This window comes from Embleya sp. L77, from assembly GCF_055557415.1.
In genome coordinates, this window is the sequence record NZ_CM145709.1 from 22,328 (window position 1) to 40,577 (window position 18,250).

Annotated in this window: 13 protein-coding genes and 2 pseudogenes; 6 read left to right on the forward strand and 9 right to left on the reverse strand. The window is 69.4% G+C overall.

What is annotated here, in order from left to right; all coding sequences use genetic code 11:
* Positions 1–53: 53 nt before the first annotated feature.
* Positions 54–1,253: a cytochrome P450 gene (locus tag ACZOOI_RS00050; RefSeq protein WP_465278759.1), complete on the forward strand. Its 1,200-nt coding sequence runs from the start codon at positions 54–56 to the stop codon at positions 1,251–1,253.
* Between the two features lie 148 nt (positions 1,254–1,401).
* Here ACZOOI_RS00050 and ACZOOI_RS00055 read toward each other — a convergent pair.
* Positions 1,402–1,581 (reverse strand): annotated as a pseudogene (locus tag ACZOOI_RS00055) (DUF5990 family protein); the annotation flags it as partial.
* A gap of 14 nt (positions 1,582–1,595) precedes the next feature.
* On the opposite strand from ACZOOI_RS00055, the gene ACZOOI_RS00060 reads away from it, so the two are divergent.
* A complete protein-coding gene (locus ACZOOI_RS00060) occupies positions 1,596–1,880 on the forward strand; it encodes a hypothetical protein (RefSeq protein ID WP_465278760.1) in 285 nt (94 codons plus the stop codon).
* A 303-nt stretch (positions 1,881–2,183) separates the two neighbouring features.
* Positions 2,184–2,639 carry a hypothetical protein gene (locus ACZOOI_RS00065; RefSeq protein ID WP_465278761.1) on the forward strand — a complete coding sequence of 152 codons (456 nt, stop codon included), beginning with the start codon at positions 2,184–2,186 and terminating at the stop codon, positions 2,637–2,639.
* A gap of 66 nt (positions 2,640–2,705) precedes the next feature.
* Here ACZOOI_RS00065 and ACZOOI_RS00070 read toward each other — a convergent pair whose 3' ends face one another.
* Positions 2,706–2,867: a hypothetical protein gene (locus ACZOOI_RS00070; protein WP_465278762.1), complete on the reverse strand. Its 162-nt coding sequence runs from the start codon at positions 2,865–2,867 to the stop codon at positions 2,706–2,708.
* A 710-nt stretch (positions 2,868–3,577) separates the two neighbouring features.
* Positions 3,578–3,873, reverse strand: a pseudogene (locus ACZOOI_RS00075) (integrase core domain-containing protein); the annotation flags it as partial.
* Between the two features lie 279 nt (positions 3,874–4,152).
* Here ACZOOI_RS00075 and ACZOOI_RS00080 point away from each other — a divergent pair.
* The gene (locus ACZOOI_RS00080; protein ID WP_465278763.1) at positions 4,153–4,866 is read left to right on the forward strand and encodes a hypothetical protein; all 714 of its coding nucleotides are present in this window, start codon (positions 4,153–4,155) and stop codon (positions 4,864–4,866) included.
* 169 nt (positions 4,867–5,035) lie between these two features.
* Here ACZOOI_RS00080 and ACZOOI_RS00085 read toward each other — a convergent pair whose 3' ends face one another.
* The gene (locus ACZOOI_RS00085; protein ID WP_465278764.1) at positions 5,036–5,575 is read right to left on the reverse strand and encodes a hypothetical protein; all 540 of its coding nucleotides are present in this window, start codon (positions 5,573–5,575) and stop codon (positions 5,036–5,038) included.
* Between ACZOOI_RS00085 and ACZOOI_RS00090 the strand changes: the two genes are divergently transcribed.
* Together ACZOOI_RS00090 and ACZOOI_RS00095 are read left to right on the forward strand one after the other, a co-directional pair.
* Positions 5,574–5,843, forward strand: a complete 270-nt coding sequence (locus ACZOOI_RS00090) for a hypothetical protein (RefSeq protein ID WP_465278765.1) — start codon at positions 5,574–5,576, stop codon at positions 5,841–5,843. The two genes, ACZOOI_RS00085 and ACZOOI_RS00090, sit on opposite strands and share 2 nt — an antisense overlap.
* Before the next feature lie 58 nt (positions 5,844–5,901).
* A complete protein-coding gene (locus ACZOOI_RS00095; RefSeq protein ID WP_465278766.1) occupies positions 5,902–6,177 on the forward strand; it encodes a hypothetical protein in 276 nt (91 codons plus the stop codon).
* 54 nt (positions 6,178–6,231) lie between these two features.
* On the opposite strand, the gene ACZOOI_RS00100 is transcribed toward ACZOOI_RS00095, so the two are convergent.
* The 5 genes from ACZOOI_RS00100 to ACZOOI_RS00120 all read right to left on the reverse strand — a co-directional run bounded on the left by ACZOOI_RS00100 (position 6,232) and on the right by ACZOOI_RS00120 (position 17,478).
* Positions 6,232–6,987, reverse strand: a complete 756-nt coding sequence (locus ACZOOI_RS00100; protein ID WP_465278767.1) for a hypothetical protein — start codon at positions 6,985–6,987, stop codon at positions 6,232–6,234.
* Positions 6,968–7,507: an RNA polymerase sigma factor gene (locus ACZOOI_RS00105; RefSeq protein ID WP_465278768.1), complete on the reverse strand. Its 540-nt coding sequence runs from the start codon at positions 7,505–7,507 to the stop codon at positions 6,968–6,970. Before ACZOOI_RS00105 ends, ACZOOI_RS00100 begins: the two co-directional genes overlap by 20 nt.
* Positions 7,508–7,980: 473 nt before the next feature.
* The gene (locus tag ACZOOI_RS00110) at positions 7,981–8,397 is read right to left on the reverse strand and encodes a hypothetical protein (protein ID WP_465278769.1); all 417 of its coding nucleotides are present in this window, start codon (positions 8,395–8,397) and stop codon (positions 7,981–7,983) included.
* 445 nt (positions 8,398–8,842) lie between these two features.
* Positions 8,843–9,118: a hypothetical protein gene (locus tag ACZOOI_RS00115; protein ID WP_465278770.1), complete on the reverse strand. Its 276-nt coding sequence runs from the start codon at positions 9,116–9,118 to the stop codon at positions 8,843–8,845.
* Positions 9,112–17,478, reverse strand: a complete 8,367-nt coding sequence (locus tag ACZOOI_RS00120; RefSeq protein WP_465278771.1) for a SpvB/TcaC N-terminal domain-containing protein — start codon at positions 17,476–17,478, stop codon at positions 9,112–9,114. Before ACZOOI_RS00120 ends, ACZOOI_RS00115 begins: the two co-directional genes overlap by 7 nt.
* Positions 17,479–18,250: the final 772 nt, after the last annotated feature.

Below are 18,250 nucleotides of genomic sequence, written 5' to 3' on the forward strand. Positions count from 1 at the left end.
GTGACATCGAGTTTCGGAACCGGTTCAACGAACCAGCGAAGGGAAGGACCACCATGACCGATCTCGCTGCCAAGTGGGGAGTGGACGAGAGCCGCTTCTGGCTCCACGGCAACGTGCCGAAGGAGCCCGTGCGGTTCGACGAGCCGACGGGTCTGTGGAATGTATACGGTCACGCCGAGACGCTCGCGATCCTCGAGGACCCGGCGACGTTCTCGTCCAACACCATGCGGGTGTTCGCCGCGGACACGGACGTGGACTTCGGCGACGCGTTCGACGGAAACCCCGCCCAGATGGACCCGCCGGTCCACGGCCGGTTCCGCGGGCTGGTCAATCGGGCCTTCACCCCGAAGGTGGTCGCCGATCTCGCGCCGCGGATCGCCGCCCTCACCCACGAACTCCTGGACGAGGTGGCGGGCCGCGACCGGGTCGAGATCGTATCGGCCCTCGCGTACCAACTGCCGGTCATCGTCATCGCCGAACTCCTCGGGGTGCCCGCCGGTGACCGGGATCTGTTCAAGGGCTGGGTGGACAAGATCTACGACAGCGAGCTGGAGGTGTCGCTCGAGCTCACCGACGAGCAGCGGCACGACTTGGAGGAAGCCCTGGCGCTCTCCCGGAAGTTGCAGGACTACCTGCGCGAGCACGCGGAGGAACGCCGGCGCGCGCCCCGCGAGGACCTGCTGACCGAACTCGTCGAGGCCGAGGTCGACGGGCATCGCCTCAGCCCCACCGAGGTGGCGAACTTCGGCAACGTGCTGCTTCTCGGCGGACATGTCACCACCACGATGCTGATCGGCAACACCCTCCTGTGCCTCGACGCGGAGCCGGACGTCGACGCGCGGGTACGCGCCGACCGCTCGCTCCTGCCCGCCGCCATCGAGGAGTCGCTGCGCTACCTGACGCCGTTCTCGTCCCTGTACCGGGTCACCATGACCGACGTGGAGATCGCCGGGCAGCACATCCCGAAGGACAAGGTCATCGCGGTGCGTCTCGGTGCCGCCAACCGCGACGAGCGGGTCTTCGCCCGGCCGCACGTCTTCGATCCGTTCCGCGAGCCCAACCCGCACCTCGGCTTCGGCCGCGGCATCCACTTCTGCATCGGCGCCCCGCTGGCCCGCCTGGAGGGCCGGATCGCCCTCGACATCCTGCTCGACCGCTTCCCCACGACCCGCGCCGACCCGGAACATCCGCCCACGTTCCTGCCGTCGGCGGACCTGACGGGAGTGAAGACCCTGACGCTGCTCACGGACTGAGTCGACGACGTCGCGCCCGGGGCAGCACCATCGGCCGCGGGCGCGGCGTCGTGCGGGTCTTCGGCCGGGACAACGTGTCGGCCCGGCCCGGACTCCGCCGGCGGGATGCGCGCATGATCCGTCGGGGCGCCATCGTCCCACCCCTCGGCTATTCGGCGGGTTCGGCCGTCCAGGTGATGCGTGGTGGGACGACTCGGGCGCATACCGGTTCTGCGCGTGCGTCCGTCAAGCCGAGCCGCCCGACGAGCAGACCCGCGTCGGCGGCCGTCGTCCGGGTCTCGGCGGGGACGGCGTCCGACATCAACTTGGCGCGACGAAACATCGTGAAGCGAGTCCGGCATCGTGGCCGTGTTCGGCCGCTCCGAAGGCGGTGAGTGGTCGGTCGTGGTGGCCGCGACGCCCGGATGCCGGCTGTTCGTGCTCGGCCCGGACCGGACGATGACCCACAACCGGCCGGAGCTCGAGGGGTCCGGGCCGCTGCACGTGGCCTTCGGGCACGGGTGCTCCTCGCAGGCGTCCTTGTACACGTCCAGGCACATCATGCTCGGCGCACAGGCATGCGTCACGTTCGGCATCACCATCATCGTTGCCGTCCCCACCGGGTCGCCGTCGGCCTCGGCAAGATAGATCCCTCCGAGCAGGCAAAGGAACCGGCGGCGAGGCTGACCGCAGGCGATCCCCGTACCGTCGCCCGGGTCTGGGGAGGTACGCGGGAAGCCGTCGAGGAATTCGGTTACCCCTGGCCGCCCAACCACCCGTAGTTCCCGAAACCGCGGGCCGCCGCGACGCCGGCCCCGGGCACCCACCACCCGCCCTCGACCCGGGCCGGTACGGAGGTCGTCACGGGGCATCGAGGACGAACACCTCTTCGTGATCCGCGATCGGGATCGAAAAGGGACAGTTATCACTGCGAGGGCGCGGATCGCGGAGATGGCGGTCGTCGCGGACGCGCAACTCGCCGACCACGCGCACGAGGCGCACTACGTCCACCGGTTGTGCGGCATGCTCGCGCTCGAGGGGCGTCTGGCCTGGGCGTGGGGGCTCGACGACCTCACCGACGCGTTCCTCGCCGTCCACTGCCCGCGCTGCGGCGCCGACGTCACCATCGCGGTGGGCGAGCACGGCGACCACTCCGCGATCCGGGACTGGCACCGAGGAGACATCGACCGCCGCCCCCTGCGACCCACCGCGCCCGAGGAGATGCCGCCGCTGGGCGCGCGGCTGCACGCGATCGCGATCCGCGACGGGCAGGCATCGCTCCCCCGCGGCCTGCCGTACGCCTTCGGGACAGCGCAATGCCCACCCTGCGGGCGCTCGTTCGCGATCGTCCCCGCGTTCGAGAAACGCGTCGCATCCGACGGCAAGCCCAGGCTCCCGGGAACATAGACGCGCCGGCCCCGCCCGGAGACCGTCAGCCCGGGCCTCGGCCCACCGCGGTTCGGGCGCGTGGCGTCAGAAGCAGGGCTCCTGCGGGGGGCCGGGCCAGGTGTCGGGGTCGAGCCTCTGCCACAGGGTGTGCGACAACCCGTCGACGCCCATGTCGTCGACCTGCCTCAGCCACGGCAACGGAGACAACACCCGGTGGAGTTCGGGGATGACGGTCTCCTCGATCATCGTACGCAGGGTGTCGGGGACGGGGTCGTCGACCAGGCAGCCACCCCAACGCGGCGCTCACCCGCATCTCCGGGGGACGGGTCGCATCCGACCACAGGGCGCGGGTGAACGCGGCGGCGTCCTCGTGCCGGTGCTCCCGGGCCAGTTGCGCGATCGCCAGAACCAGGCCCGCGCGCCCGGCGCAAGACCCGATCCGCTCGGCCCGACACCGGCCACGAGCCGCTACCCCCGGGGAGCGCTTTTGCGGACGCTTGCCCGTGCCTCGCCATGACGCATGCCCACCGGCCAGCGGGCGTCTATGACCTCGGCCGCTTCCCGACAGTCGGCACGGGCCGGCTCCCACCGGTGGGGCCACGGATACGCGGACGCCGACAGATCGATCCGGGTGATTCCGCACAGTGTCACCCCGAACGCGCCGTAGTCGTGCACGGGCCGGTCGGCGAGACCGTCCGCAACGGCCCGCTCCCACCGCATGCGCACCGGCAGGTACGGAGGCCGACACACCTCGAAGTACTCGCCACCCACATAGGTGAACGCGAAACACGACGGGCAACACCACACCTCCCCGGGACCGGGCTCCGCCCGCTCCGACGACATCGGCGTCCCGCATATGTCACAGACCACCGCGCGAGCATGACACGTCGCACCGACCCCGCGTCCGCACAGTCGATCCACCGCACCACCCGACATGTGCGACTGCCGATGAGCGCTTACGTCCGGGTTGCGGTCTTCCGCTTGAGGCGCTCTAGGGGGTTTGGCCGCCGTGGGGCCGATGGTGGTCGTAGTAGTCCTCCCATTCACGCAGCTCGTCGTCGAGCACCTCGGCGTCGTCGATGACGACGCCGTCGAGCAGGCGGTGGAACTCCTCGGCGTCGATGCCGTGGCAGCGCTCGACCTTGCCGTCGAGGCGCGGGGGGCGGGGTTTGATGTGGGTGTGGGCGATGCCTTTGTCGAGTACGTGCCGGTGGAATGCGGACCGGAACTCGGCACCGTTGTCGGTCCGGATACTTCGACCCGAACGGCGGGCACCGGAGTGCCGGCCGGCCCGATACCGAGAGCGCCGGGGGGCGGAGGTTCGCCCTGATCGGTTCCGTACCAACGCCGGTGGTCGCCAAAGGATTGTCGTCGGTCATGGCATCGACCGTGGGCGCCGGGCCGGGCGTGGTGGCGTGCCCGGTGTGGGTCGTGCCGCGTCGTGTCGTGCCGAGGGGATGTGCGTGGCGGAGCGGGTTGCGAGTGCGCAACGACCGCTAACTCGGACGCAGTTGCGGGCCACGATGGGCGCATGTCTTCGCGCCCCGATACGCGGCCGATGGGTTGTTGTCTGTTGTGGCTCGGCCGGTTCGTCCTGGCCGTGATCACCCTGGCGGTCGTCGTCTTCCTCGGCGGGCTGTACGCGTGCCAGCGGCAGTTCGCGGCTGCCGAGAGAGAGAAGGAGGCGCACGAGAGGCACCACGCGGAGGAGAGGCGTGCCCGGGTCGATGTGGAGTTGCCTTTCGGGGTCTTCCGCGGGCCGGCGAGTGCGCGGTTCGAGCGCTTCGTCTTCGACCGGTGTTGGCGCGACACCACGCCCCGACCGAAGCCGCAGGCGGGCATGATGGGCGTGATCTGCACGTCCACGGCCGTGTACTTCTACGGTTCGGACGATCCCACGACATCGACGGCCGAGTTCGAGCGCGAGGCGCGAAGACTCGGGTTGACGCCGGACACGGCGACCTGGGCGAGGCCACAACCGGTCCCGGACGTGCGCTTCCCGGACCCGAAGCCACCTCCGGGGGCGGGCGAACAATACAGTCCGCTCGGGGAGAGCGGCCTGTACGCCGAACCCGTGCGTTGGCAACGCGCCTACACCGAGCACCCGTTCGTCGTCCGCGCATCCGTGACGGCCCGATACCGGACCGAGCGCACCAAGCCGAAGCCCACCCCGCCGCGCACCCCGATGTTCCCCCAACCCCCCGCCACCTGCGCAGGCGGCCACCGCCCGTGGAGTTGCCCGTGATCCGCGACGGCTTCTCCGCGGTTACGCCCGAGCTCCGCGACCATCCCGGCGGGGCGCATCCCGGGGCCGCCGCGGATCACCCGGCCAAGGCCGCGAAGCCGCCGTCGACGGCGAGGGATGCGCTCCACGGGCCGTTGCCGAGGGCGAGGACCTCCGGCGGCACCATGGCTCAGCCCGGCAGCGGCCACACCGTGACGTGGACCAGGATGCCCTTGCCGGCGGGGAAACGAATGGTGTCGATACGGGCGACACGGCCCTTGTCGGTGCGCACGCACAACACGCTGTCGTGCCCGACACGATTGGCTGCGGCCGTGCCCTGGGTGCCCAGGAGGTCGCGACAACCGCGCTCGTCCGGCATCTGCCCCGGCACCACCAGGGCGAGGTTCGTGCTGTTCGACGCGACGAAGACCTCGACGTACGTCCCGTAGGACGCGCCGATTCTCACGTCGCTCGCCGGCGCGTTCCGGTCGAGCAGGTCGGCCTGGACAACGGGAACGGCGTCGAGATCGACCGCGCCCAGCAGGACGTCTCCGCTCCACTGGGCGCCCCCCTGACCCGACGGCACCGCACTCGTCGAGGGTCCCCCGCCGGGCGAGACGTCCCGGTTCTTCCGACCCCGCAGGCCCGCAGACGAAAACCCGGAGCCGGGACCGCCGTCCACCCCCGCGGCGCCGGCCGACCTGGTCTGGGACGACCGGGGTTCCGACATGCTGGGAAGCCTGCCCGCGCGAGTACAGGGGTTCCTCCAACAAACGTTCCTGGGCGCGGACCAGGGCGTGGTCGCCGAGTGGGACTACGACGCCCGCGACGGGGAGGCGGACCGGCGGACGCGGATCGTGTTCGCCCTGATGGGCGACCGCGACGTCACCCTCGCCTCCGGCGTGCGCACCGTGCCCCACGGGACGCCGCCCGAGCGCGCCGGCTGGGAGCTCGACTACCACCACGCGCCGGTACGCCGCCCCCGCGCCGCGCCCTGACCCGACGCGCTCGACGGGAGGGACCGACTGGACGAACCTGGGCTACAACATCAAGGTCATGTGCAACATCCGGGTCGCCGGCTCCAACATCTGGCCGGTCAACGGCACGAACATCGTGGGTTCGGTCGGCGGCCAGTGGGACGACTACATCGCCGCCACGGCCGGTGACAGCGGAGGGCCGATCATCACCATCAACGACACGGACAGCCGCCAGATCAACGGGACCGTCAGCACCGGATTCCGCTGCGTCAACGACCGAGACTGCAAAAGCGTGGGATGGCCCAGCGCCGTCGCCATCATGAACGCCTTCTCCGTTCGTCTCCACCACCCCTAACACGACCTTCGTCCGGTGCGACCGCCATCGCCGTCGCACCGGACGAGGTCCGTTTCACGGCCGCGCGTCGAGTCGCGCCGTCGAGATCAGTAGCGGATAGGACGAGTCGATCGCACGGCTGCCTGTTCGGTTGCCGTCGGTCGTGGGTGGTGTCATCACCAGCGCCAGCGTGTATCTTCCCGGGTCCGCCCACACCTGCTCCCAGGTCACCGCGCCACACAACCAGGCCGGGGCGAGATCTCGGATCGTCTGATCAGACGGAACCCAAGTCGGGCTGCGGAGCGGTCGTCCGGGCCCGAGGGCACCGGCCTGGACCGGGCCGCCCACCACGATCCCGTCGCGCAGTACGAGCACGACGGGATACACCTCGGTGGCGTTCAGTCCGGTCGGCGAGGACGGGGTCAGTTCGGCCACGATCTTCGGGGGACCGTCCGGCGCCCCCGGGGGACGCTCGATCGTCAGCGGCGACAGACCGAACCCGTCGTACCGCTCGGTCGTGGGGTATCCGAGCGGCCGACCGCACGTGAACGGCCCCGGGTCCTGCGCGCCCCACCCAGGCGCGTCGCGCGGAGTCGGAGCGGCGGCCGGGGTCGACGGATCCGCGGAGCCCGCCCCGCGCACGACTGCGGCCATCACCCCCACGCCGCAGACGGCCACCGCCATCGTGACTCCGGCCGTGCGCAACCGGCGTCGACGCCGGCGACGATCGGCTTCCGACATCAGCGTCTCCGGGGGCATAACGCGGAGCGGCCCCGCCTCGTGGGACAACGTGTCCAGGGTCCGGCGGATGTCATCTCGACTCGAACTCATGGTCTACCTCCTCGGTGTTCGTCGTGTCCTCGCTCGTCGACATCCGCCGCAGCGCTGCCCGCGCGGCGCTCATCTGGCTCTTGACCGACCCCTGGCCACATCCCAGAACGTTCGCGATCTCCGCGATCGGGAGATCCTCGAGGTAGTACAGGACCAGGCAGGCCCGCTGCCCCGGAGGCAATCGCGACAGCAGTTCCCGGGTCCACAACCGCGCGGAAACCCGCGACTCGGGTCCCTCCTCGTCGAACGACGTCTGCCGGGCACGGAACACGGGCCGCAGTCGGGCCCAGCGGCCCGCCCGTCGGGACTCGTCGATCACCAGGTTGACGATCACCCGGCGTACATACGCCTCCAACTCCCCGAGATCGCGCGGGTGTCGCCGCGCGAGGGTACGCACCAGGGCCTCCTGCACCAGATCGTCGGCCCGGTCGTCATCGCCGCACAGCAGGAAGGCGTACCGCTTCAACGCCTGACCACGCGCGGCCACCAAGGAATGCACCACCTCCCCGTCAACGCCCATCCGCCCTCCCCCACCCCGACGTCCGGCTCCTCGTCGTCACCGTCACACCCCTAAAGAACGAACAACCCGAGGGACAGGTTGGCTGCATCCGCATGCAGGTTTCCAGAACCGCCCCCACCATCGACGAAGCCGGTACCAACGCCGAGGCCGCTCGTCACAAACCGGCGGATCCCGGCGGTACACATGCAAGACCTACTGGGGTACCGGACGGCACTCCTCTCGCCCAACTCGATGCCCACCTCCCGGGCCGGCGCCGCCACCAACAGGGCGCTGTAACACGGGAGGATCTCCGCGGTGTCCATGACGGCCTCGTAGGCGAGGGTGTGCTCGCCCGCGCTGAGCCGGGCCTGGGCCTCCCTCCACCGCAACGCGACGGGAAACGGGAAACGGGTACGGACGGTGTATCCGAAGTCGTCGAGCAACGACGCCGCCTCGACTCTCAATGGTTCCCGTACACGGCCCTCAAGACCACGTCACCGCCACGTAGGCAACTCCCGGCCTGACCGGCCCCGGTATGCCGACTCCGCGTCCGGCGGCGCGATCGTCCCATCTCTCGTGATGTCACACCCACGGAGAAGACGAGCAGCAACAGCATCTGACTGATCCTGCTGGTGCTTTCTGTCTGTCGTCTCGAAACGATCGACGCTCGGCACTCTCTCGAACATGGCGCCCAGTTTCGCGACGCTCCCGAATCCGGCGAGGTCCTCACGCCTGGCGATCACCGCCGGATCATGCCGATCGAAATCCAGCCCCTCCCGCAACGACACGGCGTCCCGGACGACGTGTCCGTGCTCGGTCCTGCCCCCACCCATCCTCAGCAGCTTCCCGAAATCCTTCTCGACCGCCACCTCGTCGTAACCCCGAGAGGGGACACGGAAGATCCGCAGCACCGGGGGCCGATCGTCCGGCGGGCGCAGAAACAAAGCCACGACCTGAAACGGATGGATGCTCGGGAACACCCCGGTCGCGAACACGGCAGACACCGGCTGCCACGACCGGGCCACCCTTTCCCGAAAATCGGTCCCTGACGTTGAGAACAGATCACCGCGGGAAGGAGTACCGCCAACAACGAGTCCGGGCCCTGCGGGGCCCACTCCTCCAGAACGACCTTCTGCGAGGTGGTCCGCTGGACACGCTCACGCCCTCGCCCGTCGGGCCCCGAAACCGTCAACCGCTCCCACGGCGGCACCAACAGGACCGGGGCCTTCGGCAAGAGCGTCGCGACCGTCCCGAACAGCGACTCCCACGACGAAACCCGGACCGTCTCCCACGAGGGCGAAGTCGTGTACCCGCAGGCGCACGGGGCGGTTGGAGATCAGAAGACGCGGAAACAGCTCAGGACCCGACTGCCAGTCTTATCTCTCGCGACGCCTCATTGTGATCGACCACTCGTGCGCGAATCCGGGTGCCCACCGGGGGCAGTTCGCCCGGGGTATGGATCACTCCGCCCGGGCGGTACGACCCGATGTCGACGAGGGCCGACACTGTCGGAAAGCCTTCCAGCCCCACGAAGACCCCGAAGACCGCCCGGAGGGTGACCTCCGCCTCGACGGTGGCACCGACCGGGTACTGCTGCGTGGCCTGGGCCCACGCGTCGGCTCCGGTCACCATGGGTGCAGCACCCACGGTCGGTAGGCGTTCAGCGCGGTGACCGTTTCGCGGGGAATCCTCAGTTCCGTCCCTCCTCCGGGATGTGGCTGCTCGAAGCGCCGCCAGATCAAATCGTAGTCTCTCTTGGGTATTCGGATCTCGATGAGGCCCTCCCGGTACGACTGCGCGTATCCCTCGGCAACCGCACGGTCGTTCGGCCCTGCGAAGTACGCATGACCGTCCTTGTCCTGTGATCCGGCTTCGTACGGGAAATCCTCCTGCATGAAACCGCGTGACATGAACTTGTCGCCCATGCCCGGCTGGGGTGCCTTGTAGATCGACACCGTCTCTTCGTCGTCATTCTCCTGCGTGCCACGGGGCGAAGGAGCCGGTGGAGGCCTCGGGACCGTGCCGGGCTGCGCCGCGGTGGTCGGCGATTGGCCGGCCTGGGGCGTGGGCGCTCTGCTGCCGGGCGGGCAGGCGACGGGCGGGTTTGCGTTGCAGCCCGCGGGTTCGGAGGGCCCGCCGTTGGAGCCGTTGACGATGGCGTACGTCACGCCGGCGATGACGATGGCGCCGACGACGACGACGCCGACGCCGACGACGGTACCGGCGCCGATGGCGGGTGCGGCCACCAGGGGAGCGATCTCGAGGAGCTTGCCGGTGGGGTCGGTGAATCGGACGGGGTTGTTGTGCGTGTAGGTGTAGGCGCCGAGGTTGCGGGGTTCGCGGATGCCGCCTGCGGCGCCGCTGTCCAGGTAGTCGGGCAGCGCGGGGTCCGTCGAGGCCCACAGTTGGGTGCGGGGGTTGTAGTAACGGGCGCCGTAATAGTAGAGGCCGGTCTCGTCGTCGAGTTCCTTGCCGGAGTACTGGTAGGGCGTCGGGGTTCCGGATGGGGCGGCGTTCTCCTGGACCCAGGTCTCACCGAATGCGAAATACTCCAGGTGTTCGGTGAGAATTCCCTGGCTGTCGGTGACGTAGCCGGAGGAGCCGATGTGGTCGGCATGGAAGTAGGACTGCTTCGCCTCAGGGGTGGACTGCGGCTCGACGGTCTTGGTGACCAGGCGGTCGTCTCCGACGAAAACGTGTTTGTAGCCGACCCCGTCGCGATCGCTGTAGTTGCGGTTGGGGTAAATGTGCAGGCCGTCACCGGCCTTGACGATCCGGTCGCCCTTGTCGTCGTAGAGGTAGCGGACGGCGGCGCCGGTGCACCCGGCCGGGGTCTGGAGGACGGCGGCGGTGGCGGTGTCCTGGTTGCAGGCGAGGCGGTTCTCCTCGTCCCACACGAACTGGCGCCGTTTGCCTGCGGCTGCGGTGTTGACTGTGTCGGTGAGGTTGCCGTTGGCGTCGTAGGCCTGGGTAATCGGGCCGACGGCGCTGGGGGCGTGGGGCTTGGCCCCCGCGTAGGTGTAGGTGTAGGTGTAGCTGGTCTTGTCCTGGACCTCGGTGGCGTTGGCGGGGTCGTCGACGGGCTCGATCGGGCCGAAGGACGGCGCGCCTGCCCCGACCTGGGCCGGCGGTGCGGTCGACGGCGTCGCGGTGGTGCCGGTGATCTCGTGGTGTTGTGTCTTGGTCGTGGTGTTGTCGACGGAGTCGTAACCGAGCGCAAGCGTGTACGTGTCCTGCCGGTTGTCCTTGTCGGTGAACCGGCCGGTGGCGCTGGTGAGCCTGCTGAGGTCGTCGTATCCGTACGTCTGGCTGCTGGGCCCGCCGATCGGCCCGCCTTGCGGCACGTTGTTGGCCAGCGCGGTGACGTTGCCGGTCTCGTCGTAGGTGTAGCCGAGGCTCTGGAACTTCGTCCCGCCGGGCAGCGTCGAGTTCAGGGTCGCCAGCCTGCGGTCTTCCGGGTCGTAGCTGTAGGTGGTGCGGACTCCGTTGCCAGTCTGCTGCAGGACCTTTTGGCCGAACTTGTCGTAGTCGAGTCGGTCCAGGTATGTGTAGTCCGTGCCGTCCTTGCGGCCGGTCGCACGGCTGACGTTACCGCCGGCGTCGTAGGTGTAGCTGAGGAGTTCGCCGTCGGGATAGGTCAACTGGAGGACGCGGTTGAACGAGTCGAAGCGCCACTTGGTGGTGTAAGTGCGGTCCTCTTGCCCAGCGACCCTGACCGTGCGGGTTTCGCGGACGGTTTCGCCCAACGGACCGTACGCGCGGCTGACTGTCCCGGCGGCGTCGCGGACCTCGGAGATCCGGCCGCCCGTCAGGTCGGCCGCGCCCGGAGCGCCGTAGTTGTAGGTGACGTTGTTGCCGGGGAAGTCCGGGTACCGCACCCCGATCCGGCGGGTGTGGTCGTAGTCGTACTCGACAGCGGCGCCGGCCGGGCGCAGGTTCGCGGTGATCTTGGCGACCAGGTTATCCGCCAGGTCGTAGCGGAACTCCGTCCGTCCGGTGTCCGGATTGTCCAGCACGATACGGCGGCCGAGGCCGTCGTATTCGGCGCGGGTGGCGTTGTTCTTGTCGTCGGTGATGGTGGTGAGCTGCCCGAGCGCGTCGTGGTCGTAGCTGGTCCAGATCACCGGCTGCCCGCCGGTCGGGTTGAAGTCCTTGACCGAGGTCGGAAGTTCACGCACGTCGGCGTAGTTGCGCCGCTGTTTGCCGCGGGCATCGGTGACCGTCGTCTCGAATCTGGTGACGCCCGCGCGGTCGGGACCGAAGCCGTGGATCTGGCTTGTGGTCGCTCCGTCGGGGAGCACCGTCTTCACCGTGCGGTCGAGCACGTCGAAGGAGGTCTTCGTCGGGGTCACCGCGTCGCGGCCGGTGTTGAAGGCGTTGTTGCCGGAGCCCTTTGGCTCGGTTGTCGGGTAGTGCTGTTCGACCGCCCGGCCGGCGAAGTCGAACGTCGAGCGCCCGGATACGAGCATCACCTGCCGGGGCGTCTCGCCCGGGGCGTCAGCAACCGCTGCGTCCTTCTTCACCTGAACGACACGACGCACACCGTCTGTGAAGGTGACGGTGTCGATGGTGTCGTCGCGGACCCCGTCGGCAGTGCGGTCGAGGTGACGCGTGGTGGCGTACGGGACCGCCGCCTCGGGGTGGTATTCGAAGTCGACGGTGACCTTGCCGGACCCGATCTCGTACGGACCCGTGACCGTGTCGAGGCGCCCGAAGCTGTCGTAGGTACGCAGCACCTGCTGGCCGTTGTGGTCAGTGGTGCCGGCCTCTTGCCCGTACTTGAGGTCGAAGGTCGCGCTGGACCGCAGCCCGAAGCTGTCCACAACGGATTCGATGTGGACGCCGACAACAGTGTCGTAGCCGTATTCCAGCCGGTACCGCTGACCGGTCCGGTTCGCCGGGCCGGTCACCGACTTCAGGTTTCCGTCCGGGAAGTACGTGACATCGGTGCCGGCCGAGGTCGTGTCGGTGAGGTACTCGCGGACCTGCCGCACTTCACCGGTCTCGCAGTCAACGCTCGCTTCGCGGTGCCGCGACGCGGTGCTGCCACTCTGGCGCAGGACGTTCACCGTGCCGACGATGTTGCGGTCCCGGCACGCCGGGTCGGACGCGCTGTAGGCGTAAATGGTCTCCAGGTCGTCGGCTGTGCCTTCGTCGACGGCGTCGAACATGCGGGTGACGTTGCCGTAGGCGTCATAGGACGTCTCGGTGTAGGTGGTCTTCGCGGGCGTGGCGGCGCCCTCGTAGAAGCGTGTCTCCGCCCGGGTCGGCTGCGGGAACACCGCCGACGTGGTGCCGGCCGCATCCACGATGGCACCGGTTGCGGTGTCGCGGAGCTCGTAGGCCTTGACGGTCTCCAGGAACGGCTGTCCCGCGCCGTCGGCGACCAGGGATCGGGACGGCAGGCCGCGCGTGTAGTAGCTGTCGTTGCGGTAGTCGACGGCGGTCGACCGGTAGAGCGCCCCGTTGGCGCCGGGGTCGCGCTCCTCGGTGACGACGTGGCCGAAGCCGAGGAACTCGCGTTCCTGTCGGTCGTAGCGGCCCTGTTCGTAGCGGAAGGTCGTCAGCCGGGTGTCCTGTCCGTCGCCGGCGAGCCCGTCGAACACCGCGACGCGCGAGAGCGCCCAGCGGCTTTCCGGCATGGCCGCGGTGTTGCCCACTCGGGTGTAGTCCAGGTCGATGCGGGCGCCCATCGGGCGGGTGACCGCGCGCAGCAGGTTGGTGCGGCCGGTCTTGTTGGTCGCGACCAGCAGTTCGTTGTCCCGGGTGGACCGGACGTGGTCGGCCAGCCCGTCACCGTTCACATCGCGCAGGCTGGTCTCGGCCCGGCTGATGCCGGTGGAGGCGTTGACGCCGGGGTTGAAGATGAAGATGCCGACGGGGGTCGGCAGGCCGACGGTGAAGTAGACGCCCCCGCCGAGGCCGGCGTTCTTGTCGACGGCGATCTCGGGGAAACTGCCGCGGAAGGGGGCGGGCGCGGTGAACCCGGTGCCGGTGTTGACCGCGACCTTGATCGGGTTCGCCCCGTCGGTGAACACCCGGTCGGTGAGCCCGTCGCCGTTGACGTCGATCATGCTTGCGTTGGTATACGAGGTGCCCATCTCGGCGGACACCCCGCCGGCGAAGCCGTAACGGTCGACGTTGAACCCGAGGTTGACGCCGACGTTGCGGGTGGACGCGTCGTTGATCGGTCCGGCCGACCAGGGTTCCCGGGCGGCGAAGGAGTAGCCGAGGTTCAGCTGGACGTCGCCGTTGGCGTACACCTTGTCCGGCAGCCCGTCGCCGTTGATGTCGAGCAGGTCGACGCGGACGTCGGACTTGCCGCCGCCCAGGTTCCCGCCGATGCCGAGCGAGGGTTGGACCGCGCCGGTGCTGGCGGTGTTGGCGCTGGTGCCCGCGTCGGGCGCGGCCATGCCCCGGGCGCTGGCGATGGTGGCGGTCTCGCTGCCCGCGGACAGCGACACGTTGCCGGAGACGTTGTCCGCTTCGCGGACGTTGCTGCCGAGGGTGCCGCGCGTGCTGCCCAGCGCGCCGGTCGGGTCGGAGAACTGGATCTCCTTGGCGCCCACGACGTCGGGGTAGCGGTCGCCGTTGAGGTCGATGTAGTCGACCGAGCCGGCGGTGATCCCGGCGACCACGGTGCCGCCGAACGGGCCCGCCGCGAGCGTGGCCGACACCTGGCCGGTTTCACCGCGGCGCATCACCGTCCGGTCGCCCACCACGTCGGCGTCGGTGACGACGTCGATGGTGTCCGCGCCGAGGCGGGAGCTGGTCGCCATCGTGGCGGTGGCCCAGGAGGACTCGTCCTGCGCGGCCCAGCCGCCTTTGGCGGGAACCGGGGCGAACACCGCGAGCCGCGGCATGGCCAGCCGGGGGTTCGCGGCGAACACCGGGACGTCCGCTTCCTTGGGCTCCTTGGGGAGTGCGTCCCTGAAGCTCTGGTTCAGCGCGAGTTCGCCCTGGATGAGCGGTTGGGTCGCGCGGTCGCGGTTGCCCTGGTAGCCGACCACGCCCCAACCGCGGTAGGGCTGGGCGAAGGCGCCCTGCTCGACCGCGCCGTGCATGGCGCTGGGCGCCGGGGTGAACGTCGGCCAGCCGGAGGTCACGTCGTAGGTGACCGACGCGGACTGCTCCACCAGCGTGCCCAGCAGCGCGCTGTCCGTCGTGGAGTAGTCGATGTACAGCTCGTCGCCGGCGGTGACCGGCACGGTCAGGTCCAGGTTCGGGCCGCCGAAGAAGGTGTCCTTGGCCTGGAAGATCTTTTTGCCGAGCAACTGCCCGCCGCGCTTCTTCACGGTGAGCGCGATCTTGCTGTCACCCAGCAGGCTGAAGTTGAAGGACAGCTTCGGCCGCACCTTCAACTGGCCGGTCTTGGTCGCCTTGTAGGTCTGCTGCGGCGCGGCGAGCGTGTCCGCCGGGAACAGGGACATGTCGTACGGCGGGGTGATCTCCAGCGTGGGCTTGCCCGCGGCATCGACGACCGACTCGACCCCCTGCGCGGCCGTGTAGTGCGCCTTCGGCGTCCAGCTGATCGCCGAGGCGTCGATCGGCGAGTCGGTCTTCACCTTCCACGACATCTTCTCGAACATGCTGACCGGAATGCTCACGTCGATCGCTGTGGTGCCGGTCGACGCGGCGGGCAGGACCTTGCGGTACACCTCCGCGGGCGCGTGGACGCCGTTGCCCTTCTCGATCACGATGGTCACTTCGTCCGAGGTCGCCTTGTTCTTGACCACGTCACCGGTCAGCCGCAGCGTGCCGCTCACCGGCACCGTCACCAGGGAAGGCCGGCCGCCGAAGGTGAAGTCCGTCGACGCGCGGAACACGGTGCTCGCCAGCCCGTTCGCGTCCGTGCCGGCCGGCAGGTTGGTGTAGGTGACCTGCGGGTCCCACGCCACGGTGTCGTACTTGCCGTCCAGGATGGACTGGGTGCGGAAGTAAAGCGCGTCGCCCTTCTTCACCGGAATCGACGCCACGTTGCCCGGGGTGAACTCGGTATGGTCGTCGGGGCCGATCCGCTGCGCCCAGAGTTCGGCGTCCTTGTGCTGGATGGTGACGCGCACGCCGTCGGCCTTGGTGTACGCCGCCCGCGCCGGGGAGGGGTCCTGGGTCAGCTGCACGCGGCCGTCCACGCGGACGCTGCCGTCGAACGGCGCGACCCAGCGGCGCACCGTGTCCAGCAGCGGCGAGTTGTCCACCTGCTGGTTGAACTGCGCGGTCTGGTCGCCGACGATTGGGCCGGTCACCGAGCCGTCCCCGATCGGCGCCGGGGTGCGGGTGGAGTCCGCGCTGTAGGCAGGGTGCCCTTGGGCGTCGAGGTAGCCGAACAGCACGCCGCCGTTGTTCACCAAGTCGGCTATGCCGTCGCCGTTGACGTCGCCGAAGAACCGGTCCGAGGTGGTCGTGGTGCCCACGAAGTCCAGCTGGGCCGAGGTGGTGAGGACGTACGACTCGATGCCGATGGTGCCGGACAGCGTGCGCTCGGTCGAGATTCCCGGGAGGTTGTTGAGCTTGACCGGCGTGTCGCCGAACTTCGGCTCACCGCCCGGCTTGGCCAGGTTGGGCCGATAGAAGACGTCGTTGCCCTTGCGGAACACCTTGTCCGGCAGGTTGTCGCCGTTCACGTCGGTCAGCGTCGACAGGCCGTCGGACTGGCCCGCGCTGAACCCGACCTTCAACCCGAAAGAACCCTCCTTGGTCGGCAGCCCCTGCACGTTGTAGCCCGCGTACAGGTGCGCGCCGAAGCTCGCCGACGTGTTCGCCGAGATCGCGCTGGCCTCGCCCTCGCGGATGTCCACCCCGAGGCCGTCGTCCGGCACCGACCAACCCGCCGCGTCGGCGAAGGCGTTGTAGGTTCCCGACGGGTCGCGGACGTCGTCGTAGTAGTCGAACCCGTGGGTGTTGAACAGGCGGTTGTCGTCGCCGAATTGCGACACCGACGCCAGCAGCGTCTTGGCGAACGCGCCTGTCCGATAGTTCAGTTCGTAGGCGCGGATCAACTGGTCGTCCAGCTTGACCTCGACCCGGCGCAGCAGGTCCGCGGTCACGCGCTTGAACCCGAACCGGGCGTCGATCTGCACGTCCGTGCGGCGCTGCTCGTTGCGCTCCCGGTCCCGAACGAAGGTCACCGAGTAGCGGCCTTCGGCCTCGCCCTGCCCGGTGTAGGTGATGCGCTTCGGGTAGAGGTTGGTGCCGGGCACCAACGCGTTCGCGCTGCCGCCGTCGTTGACGCGGGCGTAGCGGTAACGCATGACGTTGTCGTGGCCGTCGCGTACCTCGCGCACCGCCCACAGGGCCGTGTGGCCCGCGCCGTCGGCCAGCGTGGTGTCCGGCGCGCCGCCGAACACCACGCGGGTGCCCCGCTTGTCGGTGACCTCCCACCAGTAGTTGGACGGCTTGTCGCCGTGCCGCACGATCCGGTCGAAGCGGCCCTCGACACGGGTGTGGAAGGCCTTCTCCGCGGTGCGCGGCTGCACGGGCCCGCGGCGCGCCACCGGGGTCAGCTGCTCGCCGTTGAGCAGATACGTTTCGGTCTCCGACGCGGGGTCGTACCGCGGGACGCCCCAGCGGGTGTCCACCGTGATAGACGGGATGCTCACGTCCCATCCGAGACCCAGCCAGCCGTTCGCGCCCGTGGAGTTGTACGCCAAAGACAGATTCGGCTCCAGGCCTGCCCGGCCCTTCGGCACTTCCAGCGCGTACGACAGCCGGGCGTCACCGCCGCTCGTCGCCGACGGTGCCTCGATCAGACTCACACCGGTGCCGGGGTCGGCGGCCTGGATGTCCTTGATCTGGTTCGGGTTGAACGACGTGCCTTCGGGGTGCTCGGGAGTGTTCAGCGCCGGGCCGGCGCCGGCGGGCCCACCCGCGGCCGCCAGACCCGGCGGGGCGACGCCCAGCGCCAGCAGTGCCAGGCTCAGGACCGAGACCAGGACGGCATGACGGGCGCCCCGTTGGTTGCGGGCACGACGAGTTGACGCCAAGACGGACATGCCCTGCTTCCCCCCAGGTGAGCCATTCCCATGGCACTGCCGATGCGCCCGGCGATCACCGGGTCGTGCCCCGCAGAAGTCCGGACAGCGCAAAAGCGCAGTTGTCCCTGGCTGAACGCGGACCAGTATGAGTCGCGTCCGGGAGAACTCGAAAGATCGTTCCAGGCCGTTCTAGGCCGCATCTTCAGGACGATCTCGTGCCGTGCCGCGCGGCACGGCATCCGGACGCAGCGGAAGTCGACGGCGGCGAACCGCAGCACCTCGAAGACCTACCCGATCGCCGCCTGGGACCGGGACTCCGGCCGTGTCCACCTGAAGTTGCCCTTCTTGATGGCGATTCCGGGCGGAGCCGGCCAGGCGACCGACAGCCATGCCGCCGCCCCACCGCGCACACCCACCGGCACAGGAGCCATGGCTGGATGTCTCCTTCGGGGGTGTTCGGATCGCGCGGCCGGGATCGGCCGAGGACGAAGCCGCCGGATGCACGTGGGATGAGCTGCTCGCCGCCCGTGCCGACCCGGCGCCGAACAGGGCAAGCATCGCGGCCGCGACCGGGTTCTTTGGGACGCCGACCCGGTCAAAAGACCGGGAGATGAACACGGTGACGAAGGTCGCCTCGTCGAGCATCACTTGCCCCGACGAGCCGGAGCGGGCGCGAGAACACCCCGACACTTGATGACACACGAAACCGAACAACTCACCGACACCCCCACCGAACCTCACGCCGCAGGTCAACCGACCCATCGCCGAAAGGCACACCCAGCACCACAAG

What these genes read in the sequence shown, in the direction of transcription:
- ACZOOI_RS00050 (WP_465278759.1), top strand. Translation starts at nt 54, where the DNA reads ATGACCGATCTCGCTGCCAAGTGGGGAGTGGACGAGAGCCGCTTCTGG.
- ACZOOI_RS00065 (WP_465278761.1), top strand. Translation starts at nt 2,184, where the DNA reads ATGGCGGTCGTCGCGGACGCGCAACTCGCCGACCACGCGCACGAGGCG.
- ACZOOI_RS00070 (WP_465278762.1), bottom strand. Translation starts at nt 2,867, where the DNA reads ATGATCGAGGAGACCGTCATCCCCGAACTCCACCGGGTGTTGTCTCCG.
- ACZOOI_RS00080 (WP_465278763.1), top strand. Translation starts at nt 4,153, where the DNA reads ATGTCTTCGCGCCCCGATACGCGGCCGATGGGTTGTTGTCTGTTGTGG.
- ACZOOI_RS00090 (WP_465278765.1), top strand. Translation starts at nt 5,574, where the DNA reads ATGCTGGGAAGCCTGCCCGCGCGAGTACAGGGGTTCCTCCAACAAACG.
- ACZOOI_RS00085 (WP_465278764.1), bottom strand. Translation starts at nt 5,575, where the DNA reads ATGTCGGAACCCCGGTCGTCCCAGACCAGGTCGGCCGGCGCCGCGGGG.
- ACZOOI_RS00095 (WP_465278766.1), top strand. Translation starts at nt 5,902, where the DNA reads ATGTGCAACATCCGGGTCGCCGGCTCCAACATCTGGCCGGTCAACGGC.
- ACZOOI_RS00100 (WP_465278767.1), bottom strand. Translation starts at nt 6,987, where the DNA reads ATGAGTTCGAGTCGAGATGACATCCGCCGGACCCTGGACACGTTGTCC.
- ACZOOI_RS00105 (WP_465278768.1), bottom strand. Translation starts at nt 7,507, where the DNA reads ATGGGCGTTGACGGGGAGGTGGTGCATTCCTTGGTGGCCGCGCGTGGT.
- ACZOOI_RS00115 (WP_465278770.1), bottom strand. Translation starts at nt 9,118, where the DNA reads ATGGTGACCGGAGCCGACGCGTGGGCCCAGGCCACGCAGCAGTACCCG.
- ACZOOI_RS00120 (WP_465278771.1), bottom strand. Translation starts at nt 17,478, where the DNA reads ATGTCCGTCTTGGCGTCAACTCGTCGTGCCCGCAACCAACGGGGCGCC.